Origin of the sequence: Paraburkholderia sejongensis (assembly GCF_020880815.1) — a bacterium.
GTDB classification, from domain to species: Bacteria; Pseudomonadota; Gammaproteobacteria; order Burkholderiales; family Burkholderiaceae; genus Paraburkholderia; species Paraburkholderia sejongensis.
The window spans coordinates 1-24,694 of record NZ_JAJITD010000007.1; the positions used below are offsets into that span (position 1 = coordinate 1).

A 24,694-nucleotide genomic window follows, 5' to 3' on the forward strand; every position below is an offset into this window, starting at 1 on the left:
ATGACCATAGCGAGTCGGTCCCACCCCTTCCCATCCCGAACAGGACCGTGAAACGACTCTACGCCGATGATAGTGCGGATTGCCCGTGTGAAAGTAGGTAATCGTCAGGCTCCTCATGCTGTACGTCCAGAACCCCGGTGTCTCCGAAAGAGCGCCGGGGTTCTGGCGTTTACGCGGCTGTTCGAGCTCAGTTCGAAGAGCGTGAACCGGGAATCTCCACTCCTTGACGGCGTCTGTACCGGACGCCGGCGTCGATCGTATACACATACGGTCGACGCGGCTCTCGTGCTCTACAGCTTCGTTCTGGCCAGCGCGCGGACAAGCCACTGAGCTGCGGGCAGGACATGCATCCGTCTGTACGTCTGTCTCCGGTTAATTGGCCTGCGCTAGAAACTTCTGCGCCAATCGAACCCAATACGTCGATCCGACCGGCAGTAGCTCGTCGTTGAAGTCATAACTCGCGTTGTGCAGCATGCAAGGGCCCGCTCCGTGGCCTGCATCGCGGTGGCCGCCATCGCCGTTGCCCAGAAAGGCATAGCAGCCGGGCTTCACCAGCAGCATGAAGGAAAAGTCTTCGGCGCCCATCGTGGGCTCGACCGCATCGTCGACGTTTTCCGCGCCGACAATCTCTTTCATCACGGACGCGGCAAAGCGCGCTTCCTCACTGCTGTTGATCGTCGGCGGGTAGTTGCGGTGGAAGTGAACCTCGACGGAGCAATCGTACGCATCAGCGGTGCTTGCCGCGATCTTGCGCATACGTGACTCGATCAGATCGAGCGTCTCGGTGGTGAAGGTGCGCACGGTGCCAGCGATCCACGCGTCGTTAGGCACGACGTTGACGGCGTCGCCGGCATGGATCTGCGTGATCGACAAGACCGCGGTATCCAGCGGTTTCTTGTTGCGAGTAATGATGCTCTGCAGTCCGCTGGCGATCTGGACCGCGGTAAAGACAGGATCGCGACCATTGTGCGGCAGCGCGGCATGCGCGCCGACGCCTTTGATTTCAATGCGGAATTCGTTGCTCGATGCCATGATCGGCCCTTCCGTGACACCGAAGTGTCCGGCCGGCATGCCCGGCCAGTTGTGGATGCCGAACACCGCATCGACGGGGAATTTGACGAACAGGCCATCGTCGATCATCGCCTGCGCGCCGGCGCCGCCTTCTTCGGCGGGCTGAAAAATGAACACGATCGTGCCGTCCAAATCGCCGTGCTTCGCCAGATAGTGCGCGGCACCCAACAGCATCGCGGTATGCCCATCATGGCCGCAAGCGTGCATCTTGCCTTCGTTTTGCGAGCGATGATCGAAGCTGTTCAGCTCCTGAATGGGCAACGCATCCATATCGGCGCGCAGGCCGATCGCGCGTGAACTGTTGCCGCGCTTCAACACACCGACCACTCCGGTTTTGCCCAGTCCTCGATGCGTCTCGATGCCCCACGACTCGAGCGTGCGCGCGACCAGATCGGCCGTCGCCGTCTCTTCATAGCGCAGTTCAGGATGGGCGTGGATGGTTCGTCGGAGGGTCTGGATTTCGCCGCGCGCGGCCTGGATTTCGGGGATCAGTTTCATGATGGCGTGAGGATGCGTTTGCGCTTGACTTGCGTGGGATCGCCCCGGGGCCGGTCGGCCGGGGGCACTTAGGATAATTCATTCTACGCCGAAGGCCTTTTTGGCGGCACCACCCGGGCCGGGGGACGATTGGCGTAATAAAATTCTGTCTTGCCCCATCACTGACGGCGCACCGCTCACCAGGACAAATTGCCGATGAACGCCCCGACCGAATTTGCGCGCGCCGTGTGCCCGCACGATTGCCCCGACACCTGCGCGATGCGCGTGACCGTCGACAACGGGCGGGCGATCAAGGTTGTCGGCGATCCTGACCATCCGCCCACGCAGGGCGTGCTGTGCACGAAGGTCAGCCGCTACGCGGACCGGGTCAATCATCCGAGCCGGCTGACGACGCCGATGAAACGCATCGGCCGCAAAGGCGAGGGCCGTTTCGCGCCGATCAGTTGGGACGAAGCGCTCGAACTCGCCGCCAGCCGCCTCGCGGAAATCGCACGCCGCGCGCCGGAGGCGATCCTGCCGTACAGCTACGCGGGCACGATGGGCCTCGTGCAGGGCGATAGCATCGCGCAACGCTTCTTTCACAAGCTCGGCGCGTCGCAACTCGATCGCACGATCTGTGCGGCGGCGGGCGCCGCCGGATTGAAATACACGTACGGCGCGAGCATCGGGATGCACACGGAGTTCTTCGCGGAGAGCGACGTGATCCTGATCTGGGGCGCCAATCCGATCGCTTCGAACCTGCATTTCTGGAGCCGGGCTCAGGAAGCAAAGCGGCGTGGCGCGCGTCTGATTGCGATCGATCCGTATCGCTCGCTCACCGCGGAGAAATGCCATCAGCACATCGCGCTGAAACCCGGCACCGACGGCGCCCTCGCGCTCGGCATGATGAACGTGCTGATCACCGAGGACCTGCTCGACCACGACTACATCGCCGCGCACACGCTGGGTTTCGCCGAATTGAAGGCCCGTGCGCTTGGTTATCCGCTGGCGCGGGTTAGCGAAATCTGCGGGGTCGAAGAGCCGGTGATCGCCGGACTTGCGCGACTTTACGGCAGCACGAAAAAAGCATCGATTCGTCTGAACTACGGTCTGCAGCGGGTGCGCGGCGGCGGCAACGCGGTGCGCGCGATCGCCTGTCTGCCGTCGCTGACCGGCGCATGGCGGGAGCGCTCGGGCGGGGCCTTGCTGTCATCGAGCGGCTGGGCGCCGGTCGATTCGCATGCACTGCAGCGCCCGGACCTGATGCCCGGCTGGCCGTCGAAACCCGCCCGCGTCGTCAATATGAATGCGATCGGCGACGCGTTGCTGCATCCGGGCGACGCGACGTTCGGCCCGAAGATCGAAGCGATCGTCGTCTATAACTCGAATCCCGTTGCGGTCGCGCCCGACTCCGAGCGGGTCGCGGCCGGCTTTGCGCGCGACGATCTGTTCACGATCGTGCTCGAACATTTCCAGACCGACACCGCGGACTACGCCGACCTGCTGTTGCCGGCCACGACGCAGCTCGAGCATCTCGACGTGCAGAAGTCATACGGCCACACCTACGTGATGGCCAACCTGCCCGCGGTCGCGCCCATTGGCGACGCGCGCCCGAACACCGAAATTTTCCGCGGCCTCGCGCGCCGGATGGGACTCACCGAGCCCGCGCTATTCGACAGCGACGAAGCCGTTGCCCAGGCCGCGTTCCGCTGGGACGACAAACTGCTCGACGGCGTGGACTGGCCGACGCTGAAACAGAACGGCTGGGCCCGCCTCAAGCTGCCCGACGCGCCGTTCGCCGCGGGCGGTTTCCGCACCCCGTCCGGTAAATGCGAGTTCTACAGCGAGCGTCTGGCGCGGCAGGGCCTCGACCCTCTGCCCGACTACCTGCCGCCTTACGAGTCGGCCGACGGCGCACCGGAACTCGCGGCGCGCTACCCGCTCGCGATGATTTCACCGCCAGCGCGCAACTTCTTGAACAGCACCTTCGTGAACATCGAAAGTTTGCGGGCGACGGAAGGCGAGCCACACCTCGACATCCATCCGGCCGACGCCCATGCGCGCAACATCGCCGATGGCGAGCAGGTGCGCATCTTCAACGATCGCGGCTCGATGCAAGCGCGCGCCCGCGTCACCGACCGCGCGCGCGAGGGGCTCGTCGTCGGCTTGTCGATCTGGTGGAAAAAGCTCGCGCCGGACGGCCGCAACGCGAACCAGCTGACGAGCCAGGCGCTCACCGACCTGGGCGGTTCGGCGACGTTTTATGACTGCCTCGTCGAAGTCGAGCGAGCCTGAAAGCACGCTGCACATCGAGCTTGTGTCCCGGTCCCGTTGGTTCGAGGCCGCAGTCTAACCTCGTCGCTTTCGCCATTAGCAGGAATTTGCCCATGCTACGATGCGTTTTTAGCACGACCATTCGAAAATAATTCAGGAGACGCTGCATGGAGAAAATCTGGCTGAAATCTTATCCGCCGGGCGTTCCCGCAGAGATCGACCCGACCCGCTATGCGTCGGTAGCCGAGTTGCTCGAGGAAGCCTTTCGCGAACACCGTGTGAAGCCGGCGTTCGTCTGCATGGGCAAGGAAATGAGTTACGGGGAACTCGACACACTGTCGCGCAATCTGGCCGGGTGGCTACAGTCGAAGGGGCTCGCGCGCGGCGCCCGCGTCGCGATCATGATGCCGAACGTGCTGCAATATCCGGTCGCGATTGCCGCGATTCTGCGCGCGGGCTATGTGGTCGTGAACGTGAATCCGCTCTATACGCCGCGCGAGCTCGAGCATCAACTGAAGGACAGCGGCGCCGAAGCGATCATCCTGCTCGAGAATTTCGCCGGCACCTTGCAGGCGATCGCGCGTAACACGCCGGTCAAGCATATCGTCGTCGCGGCGATGGGCGACCTGATGGGAATCAAGGGACCGCTCGTGAACTTCGTCGTGCGCAAGGTGAAAAAGATGGTGCCGGCGTGGAATCTTCCCGGCCACATCAAGTTCAACGACGCAGTCGCGCAAGGTGCGCGCGCGACCTTCAAGCCGGTCCAGCAAGGTCCGGACGACATCGCGTTTCTGCAGTACACCGGCGGCACGACGGGTGTGGCCAAGGGCGCGACGCTACTGCACCGGAACCTGATCGCCAACGTGTTGCAGTCCGAAGTGTGGCTCAATCCGGTACGCGAGAATCGCCCCGATATCAAACAGTTCATCACCGTCGTCGCATTGCCGCTATATCACGTGTTCGCGCTCACCGTGTGCGGTCTGCTGACGATCCGCACCGGCGGTCTCGGTGTGCTGATCCCGAATCCGCGCGACATCCCCGGCATGATCAAGTCGCTCGAAGGCTACGCGATCACGACGATTCCCGCGGTCAACACGCTCTATAACGCGATGTTGAACAGCCCCGATTTCCACAAGCTCGATTTCTCGAAGCTGCTGACCGCGAACGGCGGCGGCATGGCCGTGCAGGAAGCGGTCGCGAAGCGCTGGTTCGAGCTCACGCGCACGCCGATCGTCGAAGGTTATGGGTTGTCCGAAACGTCGCCGTGCGTGACCTGCAATCCGGTCACCGCGACCGAATACAGCGGCACGATCGGCCTGCCGCTGCCGTCCACCGAAATCTCGATTCGCGACGACGACGGCAACGAAGTGCCGCCCGGCCAGGCCGGCGAGATCTGCATCCGCGGCCCGCAGGTGATGGCCGGCTACTGGAATCGTCCGGACGAGACCGCGAAGGTGATGACCGCGGACGGCTTCTTCAAATCGGGCGACGTCGGCGTGATGAGTGCCGACGGCTTCGTGAAGATCGTCGATCGCAAGAAGGACATGATTCTGGTGTCCGGTTTCAACGTCTATCCGAACGAGATCGAGGACGTCGTCGCGAAACTGCCGGGCGTGTTCGAAGTCGCCGCGGTCGGCGTGCCCGACCAGCACTCGGGCGAGGCGGTCAAACTGTTCGTCGTGAAGAAAGATCCGTCGCTGACCGACGACCAGATCTTCGCGTACTGCAAAACGCAATTGACCGGCTACAAGCGGCCCAAGCTGGTCGAATTCCGCACGGAGCTACCCAAGAGCAATGTCGGCAAGATTCTGCGCCGCGAGTTGCGCGACGGCAGGGCGTAAGCGCATCTGAGCGCACCTAAGCGCTCCGAAGCGCTCATCGCCGAGGAGTACCGTAAAGCCCGGCGCACGAAAGTGCGCCGGGCTTTTTTCTCGCCCATTTCCGGCGTCACGCGCGCAAACGCCGCGCATAAAAAAAGGCGCCCGAAGGCGCCTTTGAGACAACTGCGTATTTACGACTTATTAGAACTTGTGACGGATACCGACGCGCGCGGCGAACTGGTTGTTCGTCGTCGAGCCCGTCAGACCGTTGATGTTTGCCGTTGCTTCGACAACGCGGCCAGTCGTGGTCACGGTATCGCCCAGAGCGTGCTGGTACACGCCGATCAGGTAGACGTCGGTACGCTTGGACAGGAAGTAATCCACGCCCAGTGCGCCCTGATGGTACTGAGCGCGCGAGTTGCCTTCGATCTGGTCGCCGCGCGTGTAGTCATACGCTGCGCCAACCAGCAGTGCCGGGGTCAACTGGTACTTGAAGTTGACTTCGGCGTTGTTGAAGGTAGCCTTCTGGCCCGCGAACGGCGATGCGAAGGTCTTGCCCAGGTTGCCGAACTGGATGTTCGAATACGTCAGGCCGATCGTTGCTGCGCCGAACGTGTATGCGCCGCCTGCACCGATGACCTGGTACGTGTTAGCCGACGTGAAGCCCGAGTACACCGTGCTCGTCACTGCCGCGGCCGGTGCCGCGATCGTGCCGCCGTTGTTGAACAGGCCGCCCGAAGCTGCGGGCGTGCGTGCGTTCAAATAGCCGACGCCCAATGCCAACGGGCCGTTGTTGTAGCCAGCACCCAACGACCAGATCTGGTTGCCGGTGAAGTTGCCTGCCTGGCCGCCGAAGCTGTACGTGCCGCCGAACGTCAGGCCGCCGTAGTTCGCGCTCGTGTACTTGACCGTGTTGTTGGTGCGGTACGCGTTGTTGAAGTTGTCGATGTCGCCCGGGTGAGCAGCGATGTAGCCGCCCCACTGGTCGCCCGCTTCGAACGGACCGACGTAGTCGACCACGGAGTCGTACTGACGACCCAGCGTGACCGTGCCGAACTGGCTGCCCAGACCGACGTATGCCTGACGACCGAACATCAGGCCTTTCTGGCCGAGCGAGCCGTTGGTCACGTCAAAGCCGTTTTCCAACACGAACAGGGCCTTCAGACCGCCGCCCAGATCTTCCGTGCCGCGCAGGCCGAAACGCGAGCCTTGCAGCACGCCGCTGGACATATCGTACTTATGCGAGCCGCCCGAGTTGGTGTTCATGTTGATACCAACGTCGACGATACCGTACAGGGTCACACTGCTCTGAGCATGTGCGACGCCTGCGAATGCGCCCAATGCTGCGAGAGCGAGAAGCGACTTTTTCATCGAATGATCTCCAAGGATTACGAATCTTTTGTACAAGGCGAAATATTTAGTTAGCGCTGAGGGCCTTGCTATTCCAACTTCGCGAGAAGTTGCCACGTAATGTAACAAAAGGCATACATGGGACAAAGAAAAAGGAGACCCGCGGGACAGCGCCTGTTTCGTTTACGCAACATGGTCTAAAATCCGGAATTGGTCGCCAATTTCATGCGGATTCGAGCTTTCCGTGCAGCCGGTTTTGCGACGCAAAGCCTTGTCGCGCGGAGCATCCGGATCGATCGGCCAGTTGTCGGATCACGGAGTGCTTTATGTTGCTGGACGAGTTGATTAGCGAGTTTGATCGGGGTTTACGCTCACTGACGGGCGTGTCGCGGATGAGTCGTCCGCTGCCGGTTCCGCAGGCATCCGCGGCGCTGGCCGAGGCGCCAGAATTGTCGGCGGCCGAGCGCGCGCATTCGGCTGGTTTGATGCGCGTGAATCATGTCGGTGAGGTGTGCGCGCAGGCGCTTTATCAGGCGCAAAAATTCGCGACCCGCTCGCCGTCGATACGCGCGATGTTCGATCACGCGGCGACCGAGGAAGAAGATCATCTCGCGTGGACCGCGAAGCGCCTCGAAGCGCTCGACTCGCGTCCGAGTCTGCTCAATCCGTTGTGGTACGCCGGCGCGCTGGCCATCGGTCTGGCCGCTGGACGCATGGGTGACCGCGTGAGTCTTGGCTTCATGGCCGAAACCGAGCGCCAGGTCGAACAGCATCTGGACAGCCACCTCGAACAATTGCCCGCCGCCGACCACGAATCGCGCGCGATCGTCGAACAGATGCGTATCGACGAAGCGCACCACGGCAAGTCCGCAATGGACGCGGGCGGTATCGAATTGCCGTTCCCCGCGCGCGCGCTGATGCGGGCGATGTCCAAGGTGATGACGCGCACCGCATATTACATATGAGCTGAAACGTGCTGAAACGCGGAACTCGCCGCTGAACACGGCGTTCCGAGGTCCGCGCGGCGCGCTCGCCAGCACGAGTTTTACAGGAGGGCGACGGCGCCGCGCGCGCCGCTCTCACCGTTCCCGCAGCCCCGCCTGAATCCTTCCAAACCGGCTTAACGATTCCTTTCAATCCGCGCTGTTCCCCCGCACTTTTCACGTATCACCTTCACAAGCTTCACTAGCTCATTCATTTATAACGGTTTTCCGTTTTATGTCTGATGTGAAGAGGACGCGCTAAGTCCTTGTTCTAGCAAACAAAATCCGCCCGAAAACCCGTCGGCTCCCTTGACCCGTGTTTAGCGTTCCTCTAAAGTGGGAGACAGTGTGAGAAAGTGTATTTTTGTGTGATCTGAGTGGCACTTTCGGGTAGATTTTCACGAATCGGGAAGCCGGCGCAACAGCGTCGCGAGAGGGGAGAGCGAAGTGTTCCAAGGGGCGTCGGCGCTGACGCTCGATGCGAAAGGGCGGATGTCGATTCCCTCTCGCTATCGGGATGCGCTGCAGACACAGGCAGAGGGCCGGGTGACGATCACCAAGCACCCGGACGGCTGCCTGTTGCTGTTTCCGCGCCCCGAATGGGAAATCTTTCGCGACAAGGTCGACAAGCTGCCGATGAACGCAGCCTGGTGGAAGCGCATTTTTCTCGGCAACGCAATGGATGTGGATATGGACGGCGCAGGCCGCGTGCTCGTGTCGCCGGAGCTGCGCGCGGCCGGTTCGCTGGAGAAGGAAGTGACCTTGCTCGGCATGGGGCGTCACTTCGAGTTGTGGGATGCCCAGATTTACGCCGCGAAGGAACAGGCGGCGATCGCCGAGGGCATGCCCGACGCGTTGAAAGACTTCACGTTCTGATCGCGGCTTAACTTTATGGCATCTGCGATGGGAAACGAATTGCAGCATCGCACGGTGCTGCTCAACGAAGCGGTCGATGCGCTGGTCACACGCGCCGACGGCACGTATGTGGACGGCACCTTCGGCCGTGGCGGTCATAGCCGCCTCGTGCTGGAGCGGCTGGGCGAAGCGGGTCGGCTGATCTCGTTCGACAAGGATCCGCTCGCGATCGCGACGGCGCAAAAGATCACGGATCCGCGCTTCGCGATCGTGCACGAGAGTTTTGCTTCACTGCGCTCGGCGATGGCGGAGCGCGGCGTAGGGCGTGTGTCGGGTGTGTTGCTCGATCTGGGCGTGTCGTCGCCGCAGATCGACGACCCGGAGCGGGGCTTCAGCTTCCGCGCCGAAGGCCCGCTCGACATGCGGATGGACCCGACGCGCGGCGAGTCCGCGGCGGACTGGCTCGCGCGGGCCACGGTGCAGGAACTGACGGAGGTGATACGAGATTATGGGGAAGAACGGTTTGCTTTTCAGATTGCAAAGGCGCTTGTTGCTCGCCGGGCAGAGTCCGACCGTCTTGGGCCTCTCGTCAGCACGGGCGAGCTTGCCCAAATCGTGGCTAACGTCGTCAAAACCCGTGAGAAGGGCAAGGACCCGGCAACCCGCACCTTTCAGGCTATACGGATTCACGTCAATCAAGAGCTTGCGGAGCTGCAAGTCGTTCTAGAAGCAGCATTGTCGTTGTTGGAGCAAGGGGGGCGGCTGGTGGTCATCAGCTTTCATTCGCTCGAGGACAGGATCGTCAAGCGATTCATGCAGGCGCACGCGAGCACGCCGGCGGTCGACCGCCGGCTGCCGATTCGCGCGGTCGACCTGCCCAGCCCGCCGCTCAAGATCATCGGCCGCGTGTTCGCGAGCGACGCTGAAGTCGCCGACAACCCGCGCTCCCGTTCTGCCGTGATGCGCGTGGCGGAGCGGATCGCGCCATGAACCGCCTCAATATCTTCCTGCTGATCATCGTGATGGGCTGTGCCTTGTCGGTCGTCAATGCGACCAATCAGCAGCGTCAGATCTTTATCCAGTTGCAGCGCGCCCAATCTCAGGAGCGCCAGCTGCAGCAGGACTATTCGCAGCTTCAATATCAGCAGAGCGCGCTGTCGAAGACCTCGCGCATCGAGCAGATCGCCACTGCGTCGCTGAAGATGCAGTCGGTTACCACCGGCCGCACCCAGTACCTGACGCTCGACGCGGGCGCCGCAAAGGCGCAGGACGCGCCGATTCCGACTTCCGCTCCGGCCTCGGCGCCGGTCGCGACCCGTCGCGGAGGCGCGCGATGAAAAAATCGTCGTCGGCTCACAAGAGCGTCGCTTTTTCGGCCAATCCGATCCTGTCGGTGCGTCTGCCGATGTGGCGCTCGAAACTCGTCGTGTTCCTGCTGTTCATGGCGTTCGTCGCGCTGGCCGCGCGCGCGTTCTGGATTCAGGGGCCGGGTAACGCGTTCTATCTGAAGCAGGGCGAAATCCGCTATCAGCGCCGCCTCGAATTGCCGGCCACGCGCGGCAAGATTCTCGATCGCAACGGTCTCGTGCTCGCGACGAGCCTGCCGGTGCGCGCGATCTGGGCGATTCCCGAGTCCGTGCCGGACGATCTCGGCGCGGACAAGCTGACCGCGCTCGGCAAGCTGCTCGACATGAGCGACAAGGAGTTGCGCAGGAAGCTGTCGGAAGACAAGACCTTTGTCTACGTGAAGCGCCAGGTGCCGGTCGACGTCGCGGCCAAAGTCACCGCGCTGGAAATCCCCGGCATTTACGCGCGCGACGAATACAAGCGCTTCTATCCGGAAGGCGAAATCACCGCTCATCTGATCGGCTTCACGAACGTCGAGGACGAAGGCCAGGAAGGCGTCGAGCTCGGCGACCAGAAGCTGCTGGCGGGCGTGTCGGGCAGCCGTCGCGTGATCAAGGACCGGATCGGCCACATCATCGAGGATGTGGACGAGCAGGTCGTGCCGCACAACGGTAAGGACGTCGATCTGTCGATCGACAGCAAGATCCAGTACATCGCGTACACGAACCTGAAAGCGGCGGTCGAGAAGTTCAAAGCGAAGGCCGGCGCGGCAATGGTGATCGACGTGCGCACCGGCGAAGTGCTGGCGCTCGTCAATTACCCGACCTACAACCCGAACGACCGCTCGCACCTGACCGGCGACCAGCTGCGCAACCGCATCCTGACCGACACCTTCGAACCGGGCTCGATCATGAAGCCGTTCACGGTGTCGCTCGCGCTCGACCTGCATCGCGTGACGCCGAATACACTGGTGGATACGGGCAACGGCCACTTCGTGCTGGACGGCGCGCCGATCACCGACGACGCCGGCTTCGGCGTGCTGACGGTCGGCGGCGTGATCCAGAAGTCGAGCAACATCGGCGCGACCAAGATCGCGATGCAGCTGCGCCCGGAAGAGATGTGGAATATGTATACGAGCATCGGTCTCGGGCAGGCGCCGAAGGTCGGCTTCCCCGGCGCGGCGGCGGGCCGCCTGCGGCAGTGGAAAAACTGGCGCCGGATCGAGCAGGCGACCATGTCGTACGGCTATGGTCTGTCGGTGTCGCTGTTCCAGCTCGGCCGCGCGTACACCGCGATCGCGCACGACGGCGAAATCATGCCGGTGACGATCTTCCACACGCCGGGCGACCAGCCGGCCACCGGTCCGCAGATCTTTTCGCCGACCACCGCGCGCCAGGTGCGCGCGATGCTCGAAACCGTGGTGTCCGCGCAAGGCACGTCGCCGGACGCGGCGGTGCCCGGCTATCGCGTCGGCGGCAAGAGCGGTACCGCGTACAAGCACGGTCCGCACGGCTACGACCACTCCAAATACCGCGCGTCCTTCGTCGGCATGGCGCCGATGCCGAATCCGCGCATCGTCGTCGCGGTGTCGGTCGACGAGCCGACCGCCGGCAGCCACTTCGGCGGCCAGGTGTCCGGCCCGGTGTTCTCGGGCATCGTCGGCGATACGCTGCGCGCGCTCAACGTGCCGCCGGACATGCCGGTCAAGCAGATGGTGGTGTCCGACGACTCGGCGCCGGCCGCGCCCGGCGCGCCGGCCACCCAGGCTCAGGCGAAGAAGCAGCCCCCGAATGCCGGCGTGAAAAAGATGACCATTTCCGCCAACACGAAGAATCACCCAGGAGTCGAGCGATGAGCGCGCTGCGCGAGCAACACCCAGCGCACCGGCAGGTCGCCGACGCTCTCGCGTGGCTGCGGGCGCGCCTGCAGCCGGGCGCGCATCTGCACGCGGACACCCGCACGCTCGCGGCCGGCGACGGCTTTTTTGCGTACGCGGTCGACGGCGCCGATAACCGCCCGCACATCGCCGCCGCGCTCGAACGCGGCGCGGCCGCTGTGCTGGTGCAGCCCGAAGGTTTCAGCGGCACGCTCGATGCGGCCGTCGCGCAGCCGGTGCCCGCGTTGAACGAACTCGCCGGCACGATCGCGAGCGCGTGGTATCGCGATCCGAGCGACGCGATGCTCGCGGTCGGCATCACCGGCACCAACGGCAAGACCTCGTGCAGCCAGTGGATCGCGTCGGCGCTGTCGGCGCTCGGCACGCGCTGCGCGATCGTCGGTACGCTCGGCAGCGGCTTTCCGGGCCAGCTCGCGCACACCGGTTTCACGACGCCCGACGCGCCGCAACTGCAACGCAGTCTCGCGCAGTTGCGCGACGCCGGCGCGCAGGCGGTGGCGATGGAAGTGTCGTCGCATGCGCTGCATCAGGGGCGGGTGAACGGCACCGCGTTCGATATCGCGGTGTTCACCAATCTGACCCAGGACCATCTGGACTACCACGGCACCTTCGACGCATACGAAGCGGCGAAAGCGCGCCTGTTCGCGTGGCCGGAACTGCGCGCGGCCGTGATCAATCGCGACGATGCCGCCGGTCGCCGTCTGCTCGCGAGCACGCAAGGCCACGCGCGCACGATCGCGTATGGCGTCGATCCGGCGCCGGCCGGCACCGCGCAGCAGATGCAGCAAATGCCGCCGGCCGACGCATGGCTGCTGGCGTCGAACGTGCGCGCGACCGCGACCGGCACCGCGTTTCATCTGGACACCTCGGACTGGGGCAACGCCGAAGTCGAGGTGCAGACGCTGGGTCTGTTCAACGTCAGCAATCTGCTCGCGGTGCTCGGCGCACTGCTCGCCGCCGACGCGAAGTTCGACGCGGCGCTGGCCGAACTCGCCAAGCTCGAACCGGTGAACGGCCGCATGGAACGTCTCGGCGGCCGGCTGCAAAACGACGAACCGCTGGTTGTAATCGATTACGCGCACACGCCCGACGCGCTCGAAAAGACCCTCGAAGCATTGCGCCCGATCGCGACCGCGCGCGGCGGCGAACTGATCTGCATGTTCGGTTGCGGAGGCGATCGCGACGCGACCAAACGTCCGCTGATGGGCGCGATCGCCGAGCGCCTCGCTGACGGCCTCGTCATCACCAGCGACAACCCGCGCAGCGAAGATCCGCTCGCGATCATCGAACAGATCGCGGCAGGCATGCACGACGCGTCGAAGGCGCGCCGTATCGAGGACCGCGCGAGCGCGATCCTGCAAGCGATCCGCGGCGCCGCGCGCGAAGACGTGATCGTGCTGGCCGGCAAGGGCCACGAAGCCACACAGGAAATCATGGGCAAGAAACGCGCTTTCTCCGATCAGGACCACGCTCGCCTCGCACTCGCCGCGCGGGCCACGCAAGCACGCGGAGGTGGCGAATGAGCATGTTCTCGCTGCGCGCGGCCGCCGCGCAAATTCCGGGCGCCACGGTAGTCGGCGACGACAGCGTGCGCTTCGAACGGGTGTCGACCGACAGCCGCAGCGCGGGCCCGGGCGATCTGTTCATCGCGATCAAGGGCGAGCGCTTCGATGCGCACGAGTTCCTGCCGCAAGTGGCCGCGCGCAACGTCGCGGCCGTGCTGGCAAGCCGCACGCCGGAGAACTGGAATGTGCCGACGCTGCGCGTCGCCGATACGCGGGTCGCGCTCGGCGCGCTGGCGCGCGGCTGGCGTCGCCAGTTCGAATTGCCGCTGGTCGCGGTGACCGGCAGCAACGGCAAGACCACGGTCAAGGAAATGATCGCGTCGATCTTCGCCGCGGCGGTCGGCGCGGATGCGCGCCTCGCGACCGCCGGCAATTTCAACAACGACATCGGCCTGCCGCTGACGTTGTTCCGTCTGCACGCCGCGCATCGGCTCGCGGTGGTCGAACTCGGGATGAATCATCCGGGTGAGACCGAACTGCTCGCGAAGCTCGCCGAGCCGACGGTCGCCGTCGTCAACAACGCGCAGCGCGAGCACCAGGAATTCATGGCGACCGTCGAAGCGGTCGCGCTCGAACATGCGAGCGTGATTCACGCGCTGTCGCCCGAAGGCACGGCTGTGTTCCCGGCCGACGACGCGTACGCGAGCATCTGGCGCGTCGCGGCGACCGGCAACCGCATCATGGATTTCGCGCTGAACAACGCGGAGCGCACGACCCAAGCGGCGGTGACGGGCCGCTTCGACGGCAAGCATCTGAGCGTCGAAACCCCGCACGGCCATCTCGACATCACGCTGCAGGTGCTCGGCGACCACAACGCGCACAACGCGCTGGCCGCGACCGCGGCCGCGCTGGCCGCCGGCGTATCGCTCGATGCGATCAAACGCGGTCTCGAATCGTTCGGCCCGGTGAAGGGCCGTTTGCAGGTCAAGCAGGCGGTGCTCGGCACGCTGGCCGGCGCGACCGTGATCGACGACACCTACAACGCGAATCCCGATTCGATGCGCGCGGCAATCGACGTGCTCGCATCGCGCGCGTCGCCGCGTGTGCTCGTGATGGGCGACATGGGCGAAGTCGGCGACCACGGTCCGACGTTTCACCGCGAAATCGGTGCGTACGCGAAAGAGCGCGGTATCGACGCGCTGTATGCGCTCGGCGACGCATCGCGCGACGCGTGCAGCGCATACGGCACAACCGCGCAGCACTTCGCCGAGGTCGGCGCGCTGGTCGCGCAACTCGAGCAGGCCGGCTTCGGCGCGGCCGCAACGCTTCTCGTGAAAGGCTCGCGCTTCATGCAGATGGAGCGCGTGGTGGACGCCGTTACGAGTCCACAACCCAACGCTGCGGGCAACACGCCCGCCGCACATTGAAATAGAAGGACCGAAGCATGCTACTGGCGCTGGCGCAATGGCTGCAGAATGACGCAACCTTCCTGCGCGTGTTCAGTTATCTGACGTTTCGCGCGGTGATGGCGACCATCACCGCGTTGTTGATCGGGCTCGTCTGCGGCCCGGCGGTGATTCGCAAGCTGACCGCGATGAAGGTCGGCCAGGCCGTGCGCAAGGACGGCCCGCAAACCCACCTCGTCAAATCCGGCACGCCGACCATGGGCGGCGTGCTGATTCTGCTCGGCATCGGCGTCGCGACGCTGCTGTGGGCCGACCTGACCAACCGCTTCATCTGGATCGTGATCCTCGTCACGTTCGGCTTCGGCGTGATCGGCTGGGTCGACGATTACCGCAAGGTCGTCTACAAGGACCCGCGAGGGATGTCGTCGCGCGAGAAGTATTTCTGGCAGTCGGTGATCGGCCTGTTCGCGGCGGTGTACCTCGCGTTCAGCGTATCCGAGGCGAACAACGTGCGGGTCTTCGATCTGTTCATGGCGTGGGTGCGCAGCGGCCTGTCGATGGGCCTGCCAGCGCGCGCCGACCTGCTGGTGCCGTTCTTCAAGTCGATCACCTATCCGCTCGGCGTGTGGGGCTTCATCGTGCTCACGTATCTCGTGATCGTCGGCGCGAGCAACGCGGTGAATCTGACCGACGGCCTCGACGGCCTCGTGATCATGCCGGTCGTGCTGGTCGGCGCGTCGCTCGGCGTGTTCGCGTACGTGATGGGCAGCTCGGTCTACTCGAAATACCTGCTGTTTCCGCACATTCCCGGCGCGGGCGAGTTGCTGATCTTCTGTTCGGCGATGGGCGGCGCGGGGCTCGCGTTCCTGTGGTTCAACACGCACCCGGCGCAGATGTTCATGGGCGACGTCGGCGCGCTCGCGCTAGGCGGCGCGCTCGGCACCGTCGCGGTGATCGTGCGCCAGGAAATCGTGCTGTTCATCATGGGCGGCATTTTCGTCGCCGAAACGCTGTCGGTGATGTTGCAGGTCACGTGGTTCAAATACACCAAGCGCCGTTACGGCGAAGGGCGGCGCTTTTTCAAGATGGCGCCGCTGCATCACCATTTCGAATTGTCCGGCTGGAAGGAAACCCAGGTGGTGGTGCGGTTCTGGATCATCACGTTGATGCTGTGTCTGTTCGGTTTGTCCACACTCAAGCTGCGTTGAGCGGCGCGCGAAGTCTAGAAAGGGAAGGCGATGTTCGGCGAGAAGTTTCGGGATCGGCAAAAGCCGATGGTGCTCGTGCTGGGACTGGGTGAATCCGGTCTCGCGATGGCGCGCTGGTGCGCGCGGCACGGCTGTCGGCTGCGGGTGGCCGATACGCGCGAGGTGCCGCCGAACCTGTCGGCGCTCGAAGCACATCGGGTCGATGCCGAGTTCGTCGGCGGCCCGTTCTCGCCGGTGCTGCTCGAAGGCGTCGAACTGGTCGCGATCAGCCCGGGGCTGTCGCCGCTCGCCGCCGATCTGCTGCCGCTGATCAGCGCCGCGCGCGAGCAGGGCATTGCGGTGTGGGGCGAGCTCGAACTGTTCCAGCAGGCGCTGCGCACGCTCGGCGAGTCGGGCTACGCGCCGAAGGTGATCGCGATCACCGGCACCAATGGCAAGACCACCACCACGAGCCTGACCGGCTTGCTGTGCGAACGCGCGGGCAAGAAGGTCGCGGTCGCGGGCAATATCAGCCCGTCGCTGCTCGACAAGCTCAGCGATGCGATCGACCAGACCGCGCTGCCCGACGTCTGGGTGCTCGAACTGTCGAGCTTCCAGCTGGAGACCTCGCACACGTTTACGCCGGATGCGGCGGCGGTGCTGAACATCACGCAGGATCACCTCGACTGGCACGGCGGGCTCGATGCATACGCGGCCGCGAAGGGCCGCATCTTCGGTACACAGACCATGCGCGTGCTCAATCGCGACGACGCCCGTGTGATGGCGCTGGCGGACACGGCCGGCGACGCCGAGGTCGTCACGTTCGGCGTGACCGAGCCGCACAACGTTGGCGACTACGGTCTGCTGCGCGACAACGGAATGGTCTGGCTGGCGCTCGCGCACGACCGCGACGCGAGCGACGAACCGGCGCCGAAGCGGCGTCGCAAGAACGAAGCGGCCGCGACGCCGGATATCGCACTGAAGCGCCTGATGCCCGCCGACGCATTGCGCATTCGCGGGCTGCATAACGCCGCCAACGCGCTGGCCGCGTACGCGCTCGCGCGCGCGGTCGGCCTGCCCGGCGCGCCGCTGCTGCACGGCCTGCGCGAGTATCGCGGCGAGCCGCACCGGGTGGAACTGATCGCGTCGATCGACGGGATCGACTACGTGGACGACAGCAAGGGCACCAACGTCGGCGCGACGGTTGCCGCGCTCGACGGTCTCGCGCAGCGCATCGTGCTGATCGCCGGCGGCGACGGCAAGGGCCAGGCATTCGAGCCGCTCGCCGCGCCGGTGATGCGCTGGTGCCGCGCGGTGATGCTGATCGGCCGCGACGCGCCGCAGATTCGCGCGGCGCTCGAACACACCGGCATCGCGATGACCGATCACGCGACGCTCGAAGAAGCGACGCGCGCGGCCACTGCAATTGCGCAGCCGGGCGACGCGGTGCTGCTGTCGCCCGCGTGCGCGAGCTTCGACATGTTCAAGGGTTACGCGCACCGGGCGGCGGTGTTCCGCGGCACGGTCGAAGAAATCGCGGCCGAACGGGGGACGATGATATGAGCTGGTCGGAACGTTTCGGCTCGCGCGAGGCCGCCGGCAACGGCGGCGCGACGCGCTCCACGCGCGGCGGCGGCAGCGGTCTGGCGAGCGCGGTCAACGGCGTGCGGCCGCTGCGCTCGCGCATGCTCGACTACGACCACTCGCTGCTGTGGGTGGTCGTTGCGCTGCTGGGTCTCGGCATCGTGATGGTGTATTCGGCGTCGATCGCGATGCCCGATTCGCCGAAGTACTCGTCGTACCGCGACTGGGCGTTCCTCGTGCGCCAGATCATCTTCGTCGTGATGGGTTCGGTGATCGGCGTGGTGTCGTTCCGCGTGCCGATTTCGACGTGGGACAAGTACGCGCCGAAGCTGTTTCTGATTTCACTGGTCGCGCTCGTGATCGTGCTGATTCCGCACGTCGGCAAGGGCGTGAACGGCGCGCGCCGCTGGATTCCGCTCGGCATCACGAACATGCAGCCGTCTGAAATCATGAAGCTCGCGGTGACGATCTACGCGGCGAACTACACGGTGCGCAAGCAGGAATACATGCACAGCTTCGCGAAGGGCTTTCTGCCGATGGCCGTCGCGGTGGGGCTCGTCGGCATGCTGCTGCTGCTCGAGCCGGACATGGGCGCGTTCATGGTGATCGCCGCGATCGCGATGGGCGTGCTGTTTCTCGGCGGCGTGAACGGCAAGCTGTTCGGCGGCCTGGTGGCGACCGCGGTGGGCACCTTCACGCTGCTGGTGTGGGCGTCGCCGTGGCGGCGCGAACGGATCTTCGCGTATCTCGATCCGTGGGACGACCGCTACGCTCAGGGCAAGGCCTACCAGCTGACGCACTCGCTGATCGCATTCGGCCGCGGCGAGTGGTTCGGTGTCGGCCTCGGCGGCAGTGTCGAGAAGCTCAACTATCTGCCGGAAGCGCATACCGACTTCATCCTTGCGGTGATCGGCGAGGAACTCGGTTTCGTGGGCGTGCTGGTCGTGATCCTGATGTTCTACTGGATCGTGCGCCGCTCGTTCGAGATCGGCCGTCAGGCGCTCGCGCTCGACCGCACGTTCGCGGGTCTGGTCGCGAAGGGCGTCGGCATCTGGTTCGGCGCGCAGACCTTCATCAACATGGGCGTGAACCTCGGCCTGCTGCCGACCAAGGGTCTGACCTTGCCGCTCGTCAGTTACGGCGGCTCGGGCATCGTGCTGAACTGCGTGGCGATCGCGGTGCTGATGCGGGTGGATTATGAAAATCGTGTGTTGATGCGTGGGGGGAAGGTATGAGCCCCATGCAGCAACGCACGATTTCGGCGAAGGCTAACTTCGTGCGCAACGCGCGCGAAGTTAAGCGCAGCGGCCGGAGCCAAAATCGATCGCGTGGAGGGAAGGTATGACCCTCGCGCGGCAACGCACGCTGATGGTGATGGCCGGCGGCACCGGAGGACACGTGTTCCCCGGGCTCGCGGTCGCGCATCTGATGCAGGCGTGGGGCTGGAACGTCGTTTGGCTCGGCAACCCGGCGGGAATGGAAGCGACGTTGGTGCCCAAGCACGGCATTCCGATGGAGTACGTGCGCTTCGGCGGCGTGCGCGGCAAGGGCATCAAAACCAAGCTGATGCTGCCGGTCAATCTGCTGCGCGCGTGCACGCAGAGCTTCTCGGTGTTGCGCCGGGTGAAGCCCGACGTGGTGCTCGGCATGGGCGGCTACATCACGTTCCCGGCGGGTCTGATGACCGCGCTGAGCGGCCGGCCGCTGGTGCTGCACGAACAGAATTCGATTGCCGGTCTGGCTAACAAGGTGCTGGCGAAACTCGCGAAGCGCGTGCTGGTCGCGTTTCCGAATGCATTGCCGCACGGCGAGTGGACCGGCAATCCGATTCGCGAGGAACTTGCGCGCGCGAATGCACCCAAAGCACGCTACGCGCAGCGCAGCGGTCCGCTGAACGTGCTAGTGGTCGGCGGCAGTCTCGGCGCCGCGGCGCTCAATGAAGTGGTGCCGCGCGCGGTCGCGCTGCTCGGCGCCGGCGAACGGCCGCGCATCGTGCATCAGGCGGGCGCGAAACACATCGACGCGCTGCGCGAGAACTACGCGGCAGCCGGCTTGCAGCCGGGCGCCGACGTCACGCTGGTGCCGTTCATCGACGACATGACGAGCGCCTACGAGCAGGCCGATCTGGTGATCTGCCGCTCGGGCGCGATGACGGTGTCGGAGATTTCGGCGGTCGGCGTCGCCGCGCTGTTCGTGCCGTTCCCGTACGCGGTCGACGATCACCAGACCACCAATGCAGCGTTTCTCGCCGACAACGGCGCGGCGCTGGTCGTGCAACAACGCGATCTGTCGGCGGAAAAACTCGCCGACTGGTTGCGCAGCCAGACGCGGGACAGTCTCGCGCTCATGGCGGAGCGTTCGCGCTCGCTCGCGAAACCGGATGCCACCGAACAGGTCGCGCAGATCTGCGCGACGGTGGCGGGCGCGGGTTCGATGGCGGGCGTGAGCCCAGAAGGAAAGCAATGAAACACATCGTCAAACACATTCATTTTGTCGGCATCGGCGGCGTCGGCATGAGCGGCATCGCCGAGGTGCTGGTCAATCTCGGCTACCAGGTAAGCGGCTCGGACCTGTCGGGCAACGCGGTGACCGAACGCCTCGCCAGACTCGGCGCGCGCATCTCGATCGGCCATGCGGCGGAAAACATCGAAGGCGCGAACGCGGTGGTCGTCTCGACCGCGGTGCGCAGCGACAACCCGGAAGTGCTCGAAGCACGCCATCGGCGCATTCCGATCGTGCCGCGCGCGGTGATGCTCGCGGAACTGATGCGTCTGAAGCAGGGCATCGCGATTGCCGGCACGCACGGCAAGACCACCACGACCTCGCTGGTCGCGAGCGTGCTCGCCGCCGGCGGGCTCGATCCGACCTTCGTGATCGGCGGCCGGCTGATCAGCGCGGGCGCGAATGCGCGCCTTGGCACCGGCGACTTCATCGTCGCCGAGGCGGACGAGTCGGACGCGTCGTTCCTGAACCTGTTCCCGGTGATCGAAGTCATTACGAACATCGACGCCGATCATATGGACACCTACGGGCACGACTTCGCGCGGCTCAAGCAGGCGTTCATCGAATTCACGCACCGTCTGCCGTTCTACGGGATTGCAGTGCTGTGCGTCGACGATCCGAACGTGAAGGAGATCCTGCCGTTCGTGTCGAAGCCGATCATCCGCTACGGTTTGGCGGCCGACGCGCAGGTGCGCGCGGTCAACGTCGAAGCGCGCGAAGGGCGCATGCATTTCACCGCGCTGCGCGAAGACGCGGCGCCGCTCGACATCGTGCTGAACCTGCCGGGCGAGCACAACGTGCAGAACGCGCTGGCGGCAATTGCGATCGCGACTGAACTTGAAGTGAAAGATGCCGATATCCAGCGAGCGCTGGCGGATTTCAACGGCGTCGGCCGGCGCTTCCAGCGCTACGGCGAAGTGCCCGTATTCAGCGACGGCAACACCGCGGGCGCCTACACGCTGGTGGACGACTACGGTCACCATCCGGTCGAAATGGCCGCCACGGTGGCGGCGGCGCGTGGCGCGTTTCCGGGCCGGCGTCTGGTGCTGGCGTTCCAGCCGCACCGCTTCACGCGTACGCGCGATTGCTTCGAGGATTTCGTCAAGGTGCTGTCGACCGTCGATGCGCTGGTGCTGACCGAGGTGTATGCGGCCGGCGAAGCGCCGATCGTCGCCGCGGACGGCCGCGCATTGGCGCGCGCGCTGCGGGTCGCGGGCAAGGTCGAGCCGGTGTTCGTCGATACGGTGGATGAAGTGCCGGACGCGCTGTCCGCGGTGGTGCGCGATGGCGATGTGGTGATTACGATGGGCGCGGGCTCGATCGGCGGTGTGCCGGGTCGCCTCGCTCAGGAACAGAAGGTGTGAGATGAGCAGCAGTATCGATCCGAAAAAATTCGGCAAGGTGGCGGTGCTGCTCGGCGGTAATTCCGCCGAGCGCGAGGTGTCGCTCAATTCCGGGCGTCTGGTGTTGGAGGGACTGCGCGCTGCGGGCGTCGACGCGCATCCGTTCGATCCGGCCGAACGGCCGCTGTCCGCGTTGAAGGACGAAGGCTTCGTGCGCGCGTTCAACGCGCTGCATGGCGGGTACGGCGAGAACGGCCAGATCCAGGGCGCGCTCGACTTTTACGGCATCCGCTACACCGGTAGCGGCGTGCTCGGCTCGGCGCTCGGTCTCGACAAGTTCCGCACCAAACTCGTGTGGCAGCAACTCGGCATTCCGACGCCGCCGTTCGAAGCGGTGCTGCGCGGCGACGACTACGAAGCGCGCGCGCAAGAGATCGTCGCGAAGCTCGGTCTGCCGCTGTTCGTGAAGCCGGCCAGCGAAGGCTCGAGCGTCGCGGTGATCAAGGTGAAGAGCGCGGACGCGTTGCCGGCCGCGCTGCTCGAAGCGGTGAAGTACGACCGCATCGTGGTGGTCGAGAAGAGCATCGAAGGCGGCGGCGAATACACCGCGTGCATCGCCGGCAATCTGGATCTGCCGGTGATCCGCATCGTGCCGGCCGGCGAGTTCTACGACTATCACGCGAAGTACGTCGCCAACGACACCCAGTACCTGATTCCGTGCGGCCTCGCCGCAGCCGAAGAAGCGCGCCTGAAGCAGCTCGCGCGCCGCGCGTTCGACGTGCTCGGCTGCACCGACTGGGGCCGCGCGGACTTCATGCTGGATGGCGCGGGCAACCCGTATTTCCTCGAAGTGAACACGGCGCCTGGCATGACCGATCACTCGCTGCCGCCGAAAGCGGCGCGCGCGGTCGGCATCAGCTATCAGGAACTGGTTGTCGGCGTATTGGCGCTGACGTTGCAGGACTAACCGGGGCAACCCGAAAGCAACACCATGTGGAACAACGTTCGCCAGCTCAATCTCGCCACCAACGCATTGCATGCGTTGCTGGTGCTCGTGCTGCTGGCGGCGGGCGCTTACTGGCTGATCCAGCGTCCGAACTTCGCGCTGCACGCGATCCAGATCGACGGCGACACCGAGCACATCAATTCGCCGACGGTGCGCGCGGGTGTGGTCGGCAAGCTGAAGGGCAACTTCTTCACGGTCGATCTCGACGTCGCGCGGCAGGCGTTCGAGCAGATGCCGTGGGTGCGTCACGCGAGCGTGCGGCGGGTCTGGCCGAACGCATTGGCTGTCACGCTCGAGGAGTACAAACCGCTGGGCACGTGGGGCAGCGATCAGCTGGTGAGCACGGACGGTGAGCTGTTCACCGCGAACCAGGGCGAACTCGACGAAGAGCTGCCCGCGTTCGACGGTCCGGACGGCACCGCGAAGGAAGTCGTCGCGCGTTATCACGACTTCCAGAAGTGGTTTGCGCCGCTCGGCGCGACGCCGGAAGAAGTCACGTTGTCGCCGCGCTACGCGTGGACGGTGAAGCTGTCGAATGGCACCCATGTCGAGCTGGGGCGCGAGCGCAATCAGGACACGCTGGCCGATCGCAGCAGGCGCCTGACCGCGGCATGGGGCGCGGTCACGCAACGTTGGGGGAAGGATATCGAGTATGCGGACTTGCGCTATCCGAACGGTTTCGCGATTCGTGCCGCTGGCATGCGCTTCATCAGCGAACCCGACAAGGGCAAGAAGTAAACGGACATCACACGCACTGAGCACGCTATGAGTAAAGACTATAAAGATCTGCTGGTCGCCCTCGACATCGGAACGTCGAAGGTAGTGGCCATCGTCGCCGAGTTGAAGGGCGAGGGCCATTACGAGGTGATCGGTCTCGGCCAGAGCGAGTCGAAGGGGCTCAAGAAAGGCGTGGTGGTCAATATCGAAGCCACCGTGCAGTCGATCCAGCGCGCGCTCGAGGAAGCCGAGCTGATGGCCGACTGCAAGATCACCAATGTGTTCACCGGGATCGCCGGCAGCCATATCCGCAGCTTCAATTCGAGCGGCATGGTGGCGATCAAGGAAAAGGAAGTGACCCAGGCGGACGTCGCGCGCGTGATCGAAACCGCGAAGGCGATCAACATTCCGACCGACCAGCAGGTGCTGCATATCCTCACGCAGGAATTCATCATCGACGGTCAGGAAGACGTGCGCGAGCCGATCGGCATGAGCGGCATCCGTCTCGAAGTGAAGGTGCATATCGTCACCGGCGCGGTCAGCGCGGCGCAGAACATCGTCAAGTGCGTGCGCCGCTGCGGCCTCGAAGTGAACGATCTGATCCTGCAACCGCTCGCGTCGTCGCTCGCGGTGCTGACCGAAGACGAGAAGGAACTGGGCGTGGTGCTGGTCGACATCGGCGGCGGCACCACCGACATCGCGATCTTCAGCGAAGGCGCGATCCGTCATACCGCGGTGATTCCGATCGCCGGCGACCAGATCACCAGCGACATCGCGATGGCGCTGCGCACGCCGACGCCGGACGCCGAAGACATCAAGGTCGATTACGGCATCGCCAAGCAGGCGCTCGCCGATCCGGACGAAATGATCGAAGTGCCGGGGCTCGGCGAGCGCGGTCCGCGCACGCTGTCGCGCCAGGCGCTGGCCGCGGTCATCGAGCCGCGCGTCGAGGAGCTCTTTTCTCTCGTGCAGCAGGTGGTGCGCGAGTCGGGTTACGAAGAGCTGCTGAGTTCGGGCGTCGTGCTGACCGGCGGCGCGTCGATGATGCTCGGCATGGTCGAGCTCGGCGAGGACATTTTCCTGAAACCGGTGCGCATCGGCGTGCCGGAATATGCGGGCGGTCTCGCCGACGTCGTGCGCAATCCGCGCTATTCGACGGCGATGGGTCTGCTCGTCGAAGGACGCTCGCAGCGCATGCGCGGGCGCAAGGTTGCAGTGCAGTCGGGGTCGATGGGCCAGGTGTTCTCGCGTATGAAGGACTGGTTCCTCGGCAACTTCTGAGCACGGGTTTCGAAATACGCGCTGGTGCCGGCGGCTGGTGCGCGACAGGGGGTTGCCCGATCCCCTGCCGGATAACGCCGAGTGGCGGT

19 protein-coding genes and 1 rRNA gene are annotated in these 24,694 nt (G+C 64.7%); 18 read left to right on the plus strand and 2 right to left on the minus strand.

From position 1 onward, the window contains the following. Positions 1-110 (plus strand): 5S ribosomal RNA (gene rrf / locus LJ656_RS14915); the annotation flags it as partial. Between the two features lie 262 nt (positions 111-372). Here the strand turns inward: rrf and LJ656_RS14920 are convergent. After that, positions 373-1,569 carry a M20 aminoacylase family protein gene (locus LJ656_RS14920; protein WP_230510190.1) on the minus strand — a complete coding sequence of 399 codons (1,197 nt, stop codon included), beginning with the start codon at positions 1,567-1,569 and terminating at the stop codon, positions 373-375. A 195-nt stretch (positions 1,570-1,764) separates the two neighbouring features. Between LJ656_RS14920 and LJ656_RS14925 the strand changes: the two genes are divergently transcribed. Both LJ656_RS14925 and LJ656_RS14930 read left to right on the plus strand, forming a co-directional pair. Continuing rightward, the gene (locus LJ656_RS14925) at positions 1,765-3,843 is read left to right on the plus strand and encodes a molybdopterin-containing oxidoreductase family protein (protein ID WP_230510191.1); all 2,079 of its coding nucleotides are present in this window, start codon (positions 1,765-1,767) and stop codon (positions 3,841-3,843) included. A gap of 146 nt (positions 3,844-3,989) precedes the next feature. Continuing rightward, positions 3,990-5,663: a long-chain fatty acid--CoA ligase gene (locus tag LJ656_RS14930; RefSeq protein ID WP_230510192.1), complete on the plus strand. Its 1,674-nt coding sequence runs from the start codon at positions 3,990-3,992 to the stop codon at positions 5,661-5,663. A 180-nt stretch (positions 5,664-5,843) separates the two neighbouring features. On the opposite strand, the gene LJ656_RS14935 is transcribed toward LJ656_RS14930, so the two are convergent. Then, positions 5,844-7,013 (minus strand): porin, encoded by a 1,170-nt coding sequence (locus LJ656_RS14935; protein ID WP_230510193.1) that lies wholly within the window; start codon positions 7,011-7,013, stop codon positions 5,844-5,846. 305 nt (positions 7,014-7,318) lie between these two features. Here LJ656_RS14935 and coq7 point away from each other — a divergent pair, with 305 nt between their 5' ends. From coq7 to ftsA, 15 genes are all read left to right on the plus strand, one after another. Continuing rightward, positions 7,319-7,957 (plus strand): 2-polyprenyl-3-methyl-6-methoxy-1,4-benzoquinone monooxygenase, encoded by a 639-nt coding sequence (gene coq7 / locus LJ656_RS14940; protein WP_230510194.1) that lies wholly within the window; start codon positions 7,319-7,321, stop codon positions 7,955-7,957. 465 nt (positions 7,958-8,422) lie between these two features. Then, complete coding sequence (gene mraZ / locus LJ656_RS14945; RefSeq protein WP_013090620.1) at positions 8,423-8,851, plus strand: division/cell wall cluster transcriptional repressor MraZ; 429 nt, start codon at positions 8,423-8,425, stop codon at positions 8,849-8,851. Positions 8,852-8,878: 27 nt separating this feature from the next. Continuing rightward, the gene (gene rsmH, locus LJ656_RS14950; RefSeq protein ID WP_075302984.1) at positions 8,879-9,820 is read left to right on the plus strand and encodes a 16S rRNA (cytosine(1402)-N(4))-methyltransferase RsmH; all 942 of its coding nucleotides are present in this window, start codon (positions 8,879-8,881) and stop codon (positions 9,818-9,820) included. Then, positions 9,817-10,167, plus strand: a complete 351-nt coding sequence (gene ftsL, locus LJ656_RS14955) for a cell division protein FtsL (RefSeq protein WP_075302982.1) — start codon at positions 9,817-9,819, stop codon at positions 10,165-10,167. The genes rsmH and ftsL overlap by 4 nt, the downstream gene beginning before the upstream one ends. After that, entirely contained in the window at positions 10,164-12,032 is a 1,869-nt protein-coding gene (locus LJ656_RS14960; protein WP_230510195.1) for a peptidoglycan D,D-transpeptidase FtsI family protein, read from the plus strand. Before ftsL ends, LJ656_RS14960 begins: the two co-directional genes overlap by 4 nt. Then, positions 12,029-13,597, plus strand: a complete 1,569-nt coding sequence (locus tag LJ656_RS14965; protein ID WP_230510196.1) for a UDP-N-acetylmuramoyl-L-alanyl-D-glutamate--2,6-diaminopimelate ligase — start codon at positions 12,029-12,031, stop codon at positions 13,595-13,597. The genes LJ656_RS14960 and LJ656_RS14965 overlap by 4 nt, the downstream gene beginning before the upstream one ends. After that, the gene (locus LJ656_RS14970; protein ID WP_230510197.1) at positions 13,594-15,006 is read left to right on the plus strand and encodes a UDP-N-acetylmuramoyl-tripeptide--D-alanyl-D-alanine ligase; all 1,413 of its coding nucleotides are present in this window, start codon (positions 13,594-13,596) and stop codon (positions 15,004-15,006) included. The genes LJ656_RS14965 and LJ656_RS14970 overlap by 4 nt, the downstream gene beginning before the upstream one ends. Positions 15,007-15,023: 17 nt before the next feature. Beyond that, positions 15,024-16,193, plus strand: coding sequence for a phospho-N-acetylmuramoyl-pentapeptide-transferase (gene mraY, locus LJ656_RS14975; RefSeq protein WP_230510198.1), 1,170 nt, complete (start codon positions 15,024-15,026; stop codon positions 16,191-16,193). A 30-nt stretch (positions 16,194-16,223) separates the two neighbouring features. Beyond that, entirely contained in the window at positions 16,224-17,735 is a 1,512-nt protein-coding gene (gene murD, locus LJ656_RS14980) for a UDP-N-acetylmuramoyl-L-alanine--D-glutamate ligase (protein ID WP_230510199.1), read from the plus strand. After that, on the plus strand, positions 17,732-18,991 hold the full coding sequence (gene ftsW, locus LJ656_RS14985; RefSeq protein ID WP_230510200.1) for a putative lipid II flippase FtsW: 1,260 nt from the start codon (positions 17,732-17,734) through the stop codon (positions 18,989-18,991). Before murD ends, ftsW begins: the two co-directional genes overlap by 4 nt. Before the next feature lie 106 nt (positions 18,992-19,097). Continuing rightward, positions 19,098-20,222, plus strand: a complete 1,125-nt coding sequence (murG, locus tag LJ656_RS14990) for an undecaprenyldiphospho-muramoylpentapeptide beta-N-acetylglucosaminyltransferase (protein ID WP_230510201.1) — start codon at positions 19,098-19,100, stop codon at positions 20,220-20,222. Then, the gene (murC, locus tag LJ656_RS14995) at positions 20,219-21,622 is read left to right on the plus strand and encodes a UDP-N-acetylmuramate--L-alanine ligase (RefSeq protein WP_230510202.1); all 1,404 of its coding nucleotides are present in this window, start codon (positions 20,219-20,221) and stop codon (positions 21,620-21,622) included. The genes murG and murC overlap by 4 nt, the downstream gene beginning before the upstream one ends. A 1-nt stretch (position 21,623) precedes the next feature. Continuing rightward, positions 21,624-22,568 carry a D-alanine--D-alanine ligase gene (locus tag LJ656_RS15000; RefSeq protein ID WP_230510203.1) on the plus strand — a complete coding sequence of 315 codons (945 nt, stop codon included), beginning with the start codon at positions 21,624-21,626 and terminating at the stop codon, positions 22,566-22,568. 24 nt (positions 22,569-22,592) lie between these two features. Next, on the plus strand, positions 22,593-23,345 hold the full coding sequence (locus tag LJ656_RS15005) for a cell division protein FtsQ/DivIB (protein WP_230510204.1): 753 nt from the start codon (positions 22,593-22,595) through the stop codon (positions 23,343-23,345). A 27-nt stretch (positions 23,346-23,372) separates the two neighbouring features. After that, a complete protein-coding gene (gene ftsA, locus LJ656_RS15010) occupies positions 23,373-24,605 on the plus strand; it encodes a cell division protein FtsA (protein ID WP_075302960.1) in 1,233 nt (410 codons plus the stop codon). Positions 24,606-24,694: the final 89 nt, after the last annotated feature.

Bases quoted from the DNA above. Each gene is read 5' to 3' on its own strand.
- ftsL (WP_075302982.1), top strand. From the start codon at position 9,817: ATGAACCGCCTCAATATCTTCCTGCTGATCATCGTGATGGGCTGTGCC.
- LJ656_RS14935 (WP_230510193.1), bottom strand. From the start codon at position 7,013: ATGAAAAAGTCGCTTCTCGCTCTCGCAGCATTGGGCGCATTCGCAGGC.
- LJ656_RS14970 (WP_230510197.1), top strand. From the start codon at position 13,594: ATGAGCATGTTCTCGCTGCGCGCGGCCGCCGCGCAAATTCCGGGCGCC.
- ftsW (WP_230510200.1), top strand. From the start codon at position 17,732: ATGAGCTGGTCGGAACGTTTCGGCTCGCGCGAGGCCGCCGGCAACGGC.
- LJ656_RS14925 (WP_230510191.1), top strand. From the start codon at position 1,765: ATGAACGCCCCGACCGAATTTGCGCGCGCCGTGTGCCCGCACGATTGC.
- murG (WP_230510201.1), top strand. From the start codon at position 19,098: ATGACCCTCGCGCGGCAACGCACGCTGATGGTGATGGCCGGCGGCACC.
- LJ656_RS14960 (WP_230510195.1), top strand. From the start codon at position 10,164: ATGAAAAAATCGTCGTCGGCTCACAAGAGCGTCGCTTTTTCGGCCAAT.
- murC (WP_230510202.1), top strand. From the start codon at position 20,219: ATGAAACACATCGTCAAACACATTCATTTTGTCGGCATCGGCGGCGTC.
- LJ656_RS14930 (WP_230510192.1), top strand. From the start codon at position 3,990: ATGGAGAAAATCTGGCTGAAATCTTATCCGCCGGGCGTTCCCGCAGAG.
- ftsA (WP_075302960.1), top strand. From the start codon at position 23,373: ATGAGTAAAGACTATAAAGATCTGCTGGTCGCCCTCGACATCGGAACG.
- murD (WP_230510199.1), top strand. From the start codon at position 16,224: ATGTTCGGCGAGAAGTTTCGGGATCGGCAAAAGCCGATGGTGCTCGTG.
- LJ656_RS15005 (WP_230510204.1), top strand. From the start codon at position 22,593: ATGTGGAACAACGTTCGCCAGCTCAATCTCGCCACCAACGCATTGCAT.
- mraY (WP_230510198.1), top strand. From the start codon at position 15,024: ATGCTACTGGCGCTGGCGCAATGGCTGCAGAATGACGCAACCTTCCTG.
- LJ656_RS14965 (WP_230510196.1), top strand. From the start codon at position 12,029: ATGAGCGCGCTGCGCGAGCAACACCCAGCGCACCGGCAGGTCGCCGAC.
- rsmH (WP_075302984.1), top strand. From the start codon at position 8,879: ATGGGAAACGAATTGCAGCATCGCACGGTGCTGCTCAACGAAGCGGTC.
- coq7 (WP_230510194.1), top strand. From the start codon at position 7,319: ATGTTGCTGGACGAGTTGATTAGCGAGTTTGATCGGGGTTTACGCTCA.
- LJ656_RS15000 (WP_230510203.1), top strand. From the start codon at position 21,624: ATGAGCAGCAGTATCGATCCGAAAAAATTCGGCAAGGTGGCGGTGCTG.
- LJ656_RS14920 (WP_230510190.1), bottom strand. From the start codon at position 1,569: ATGAAACTGATCCCCGAAATCCAGGCCGCGCGCGGCGAAATCCAGACC.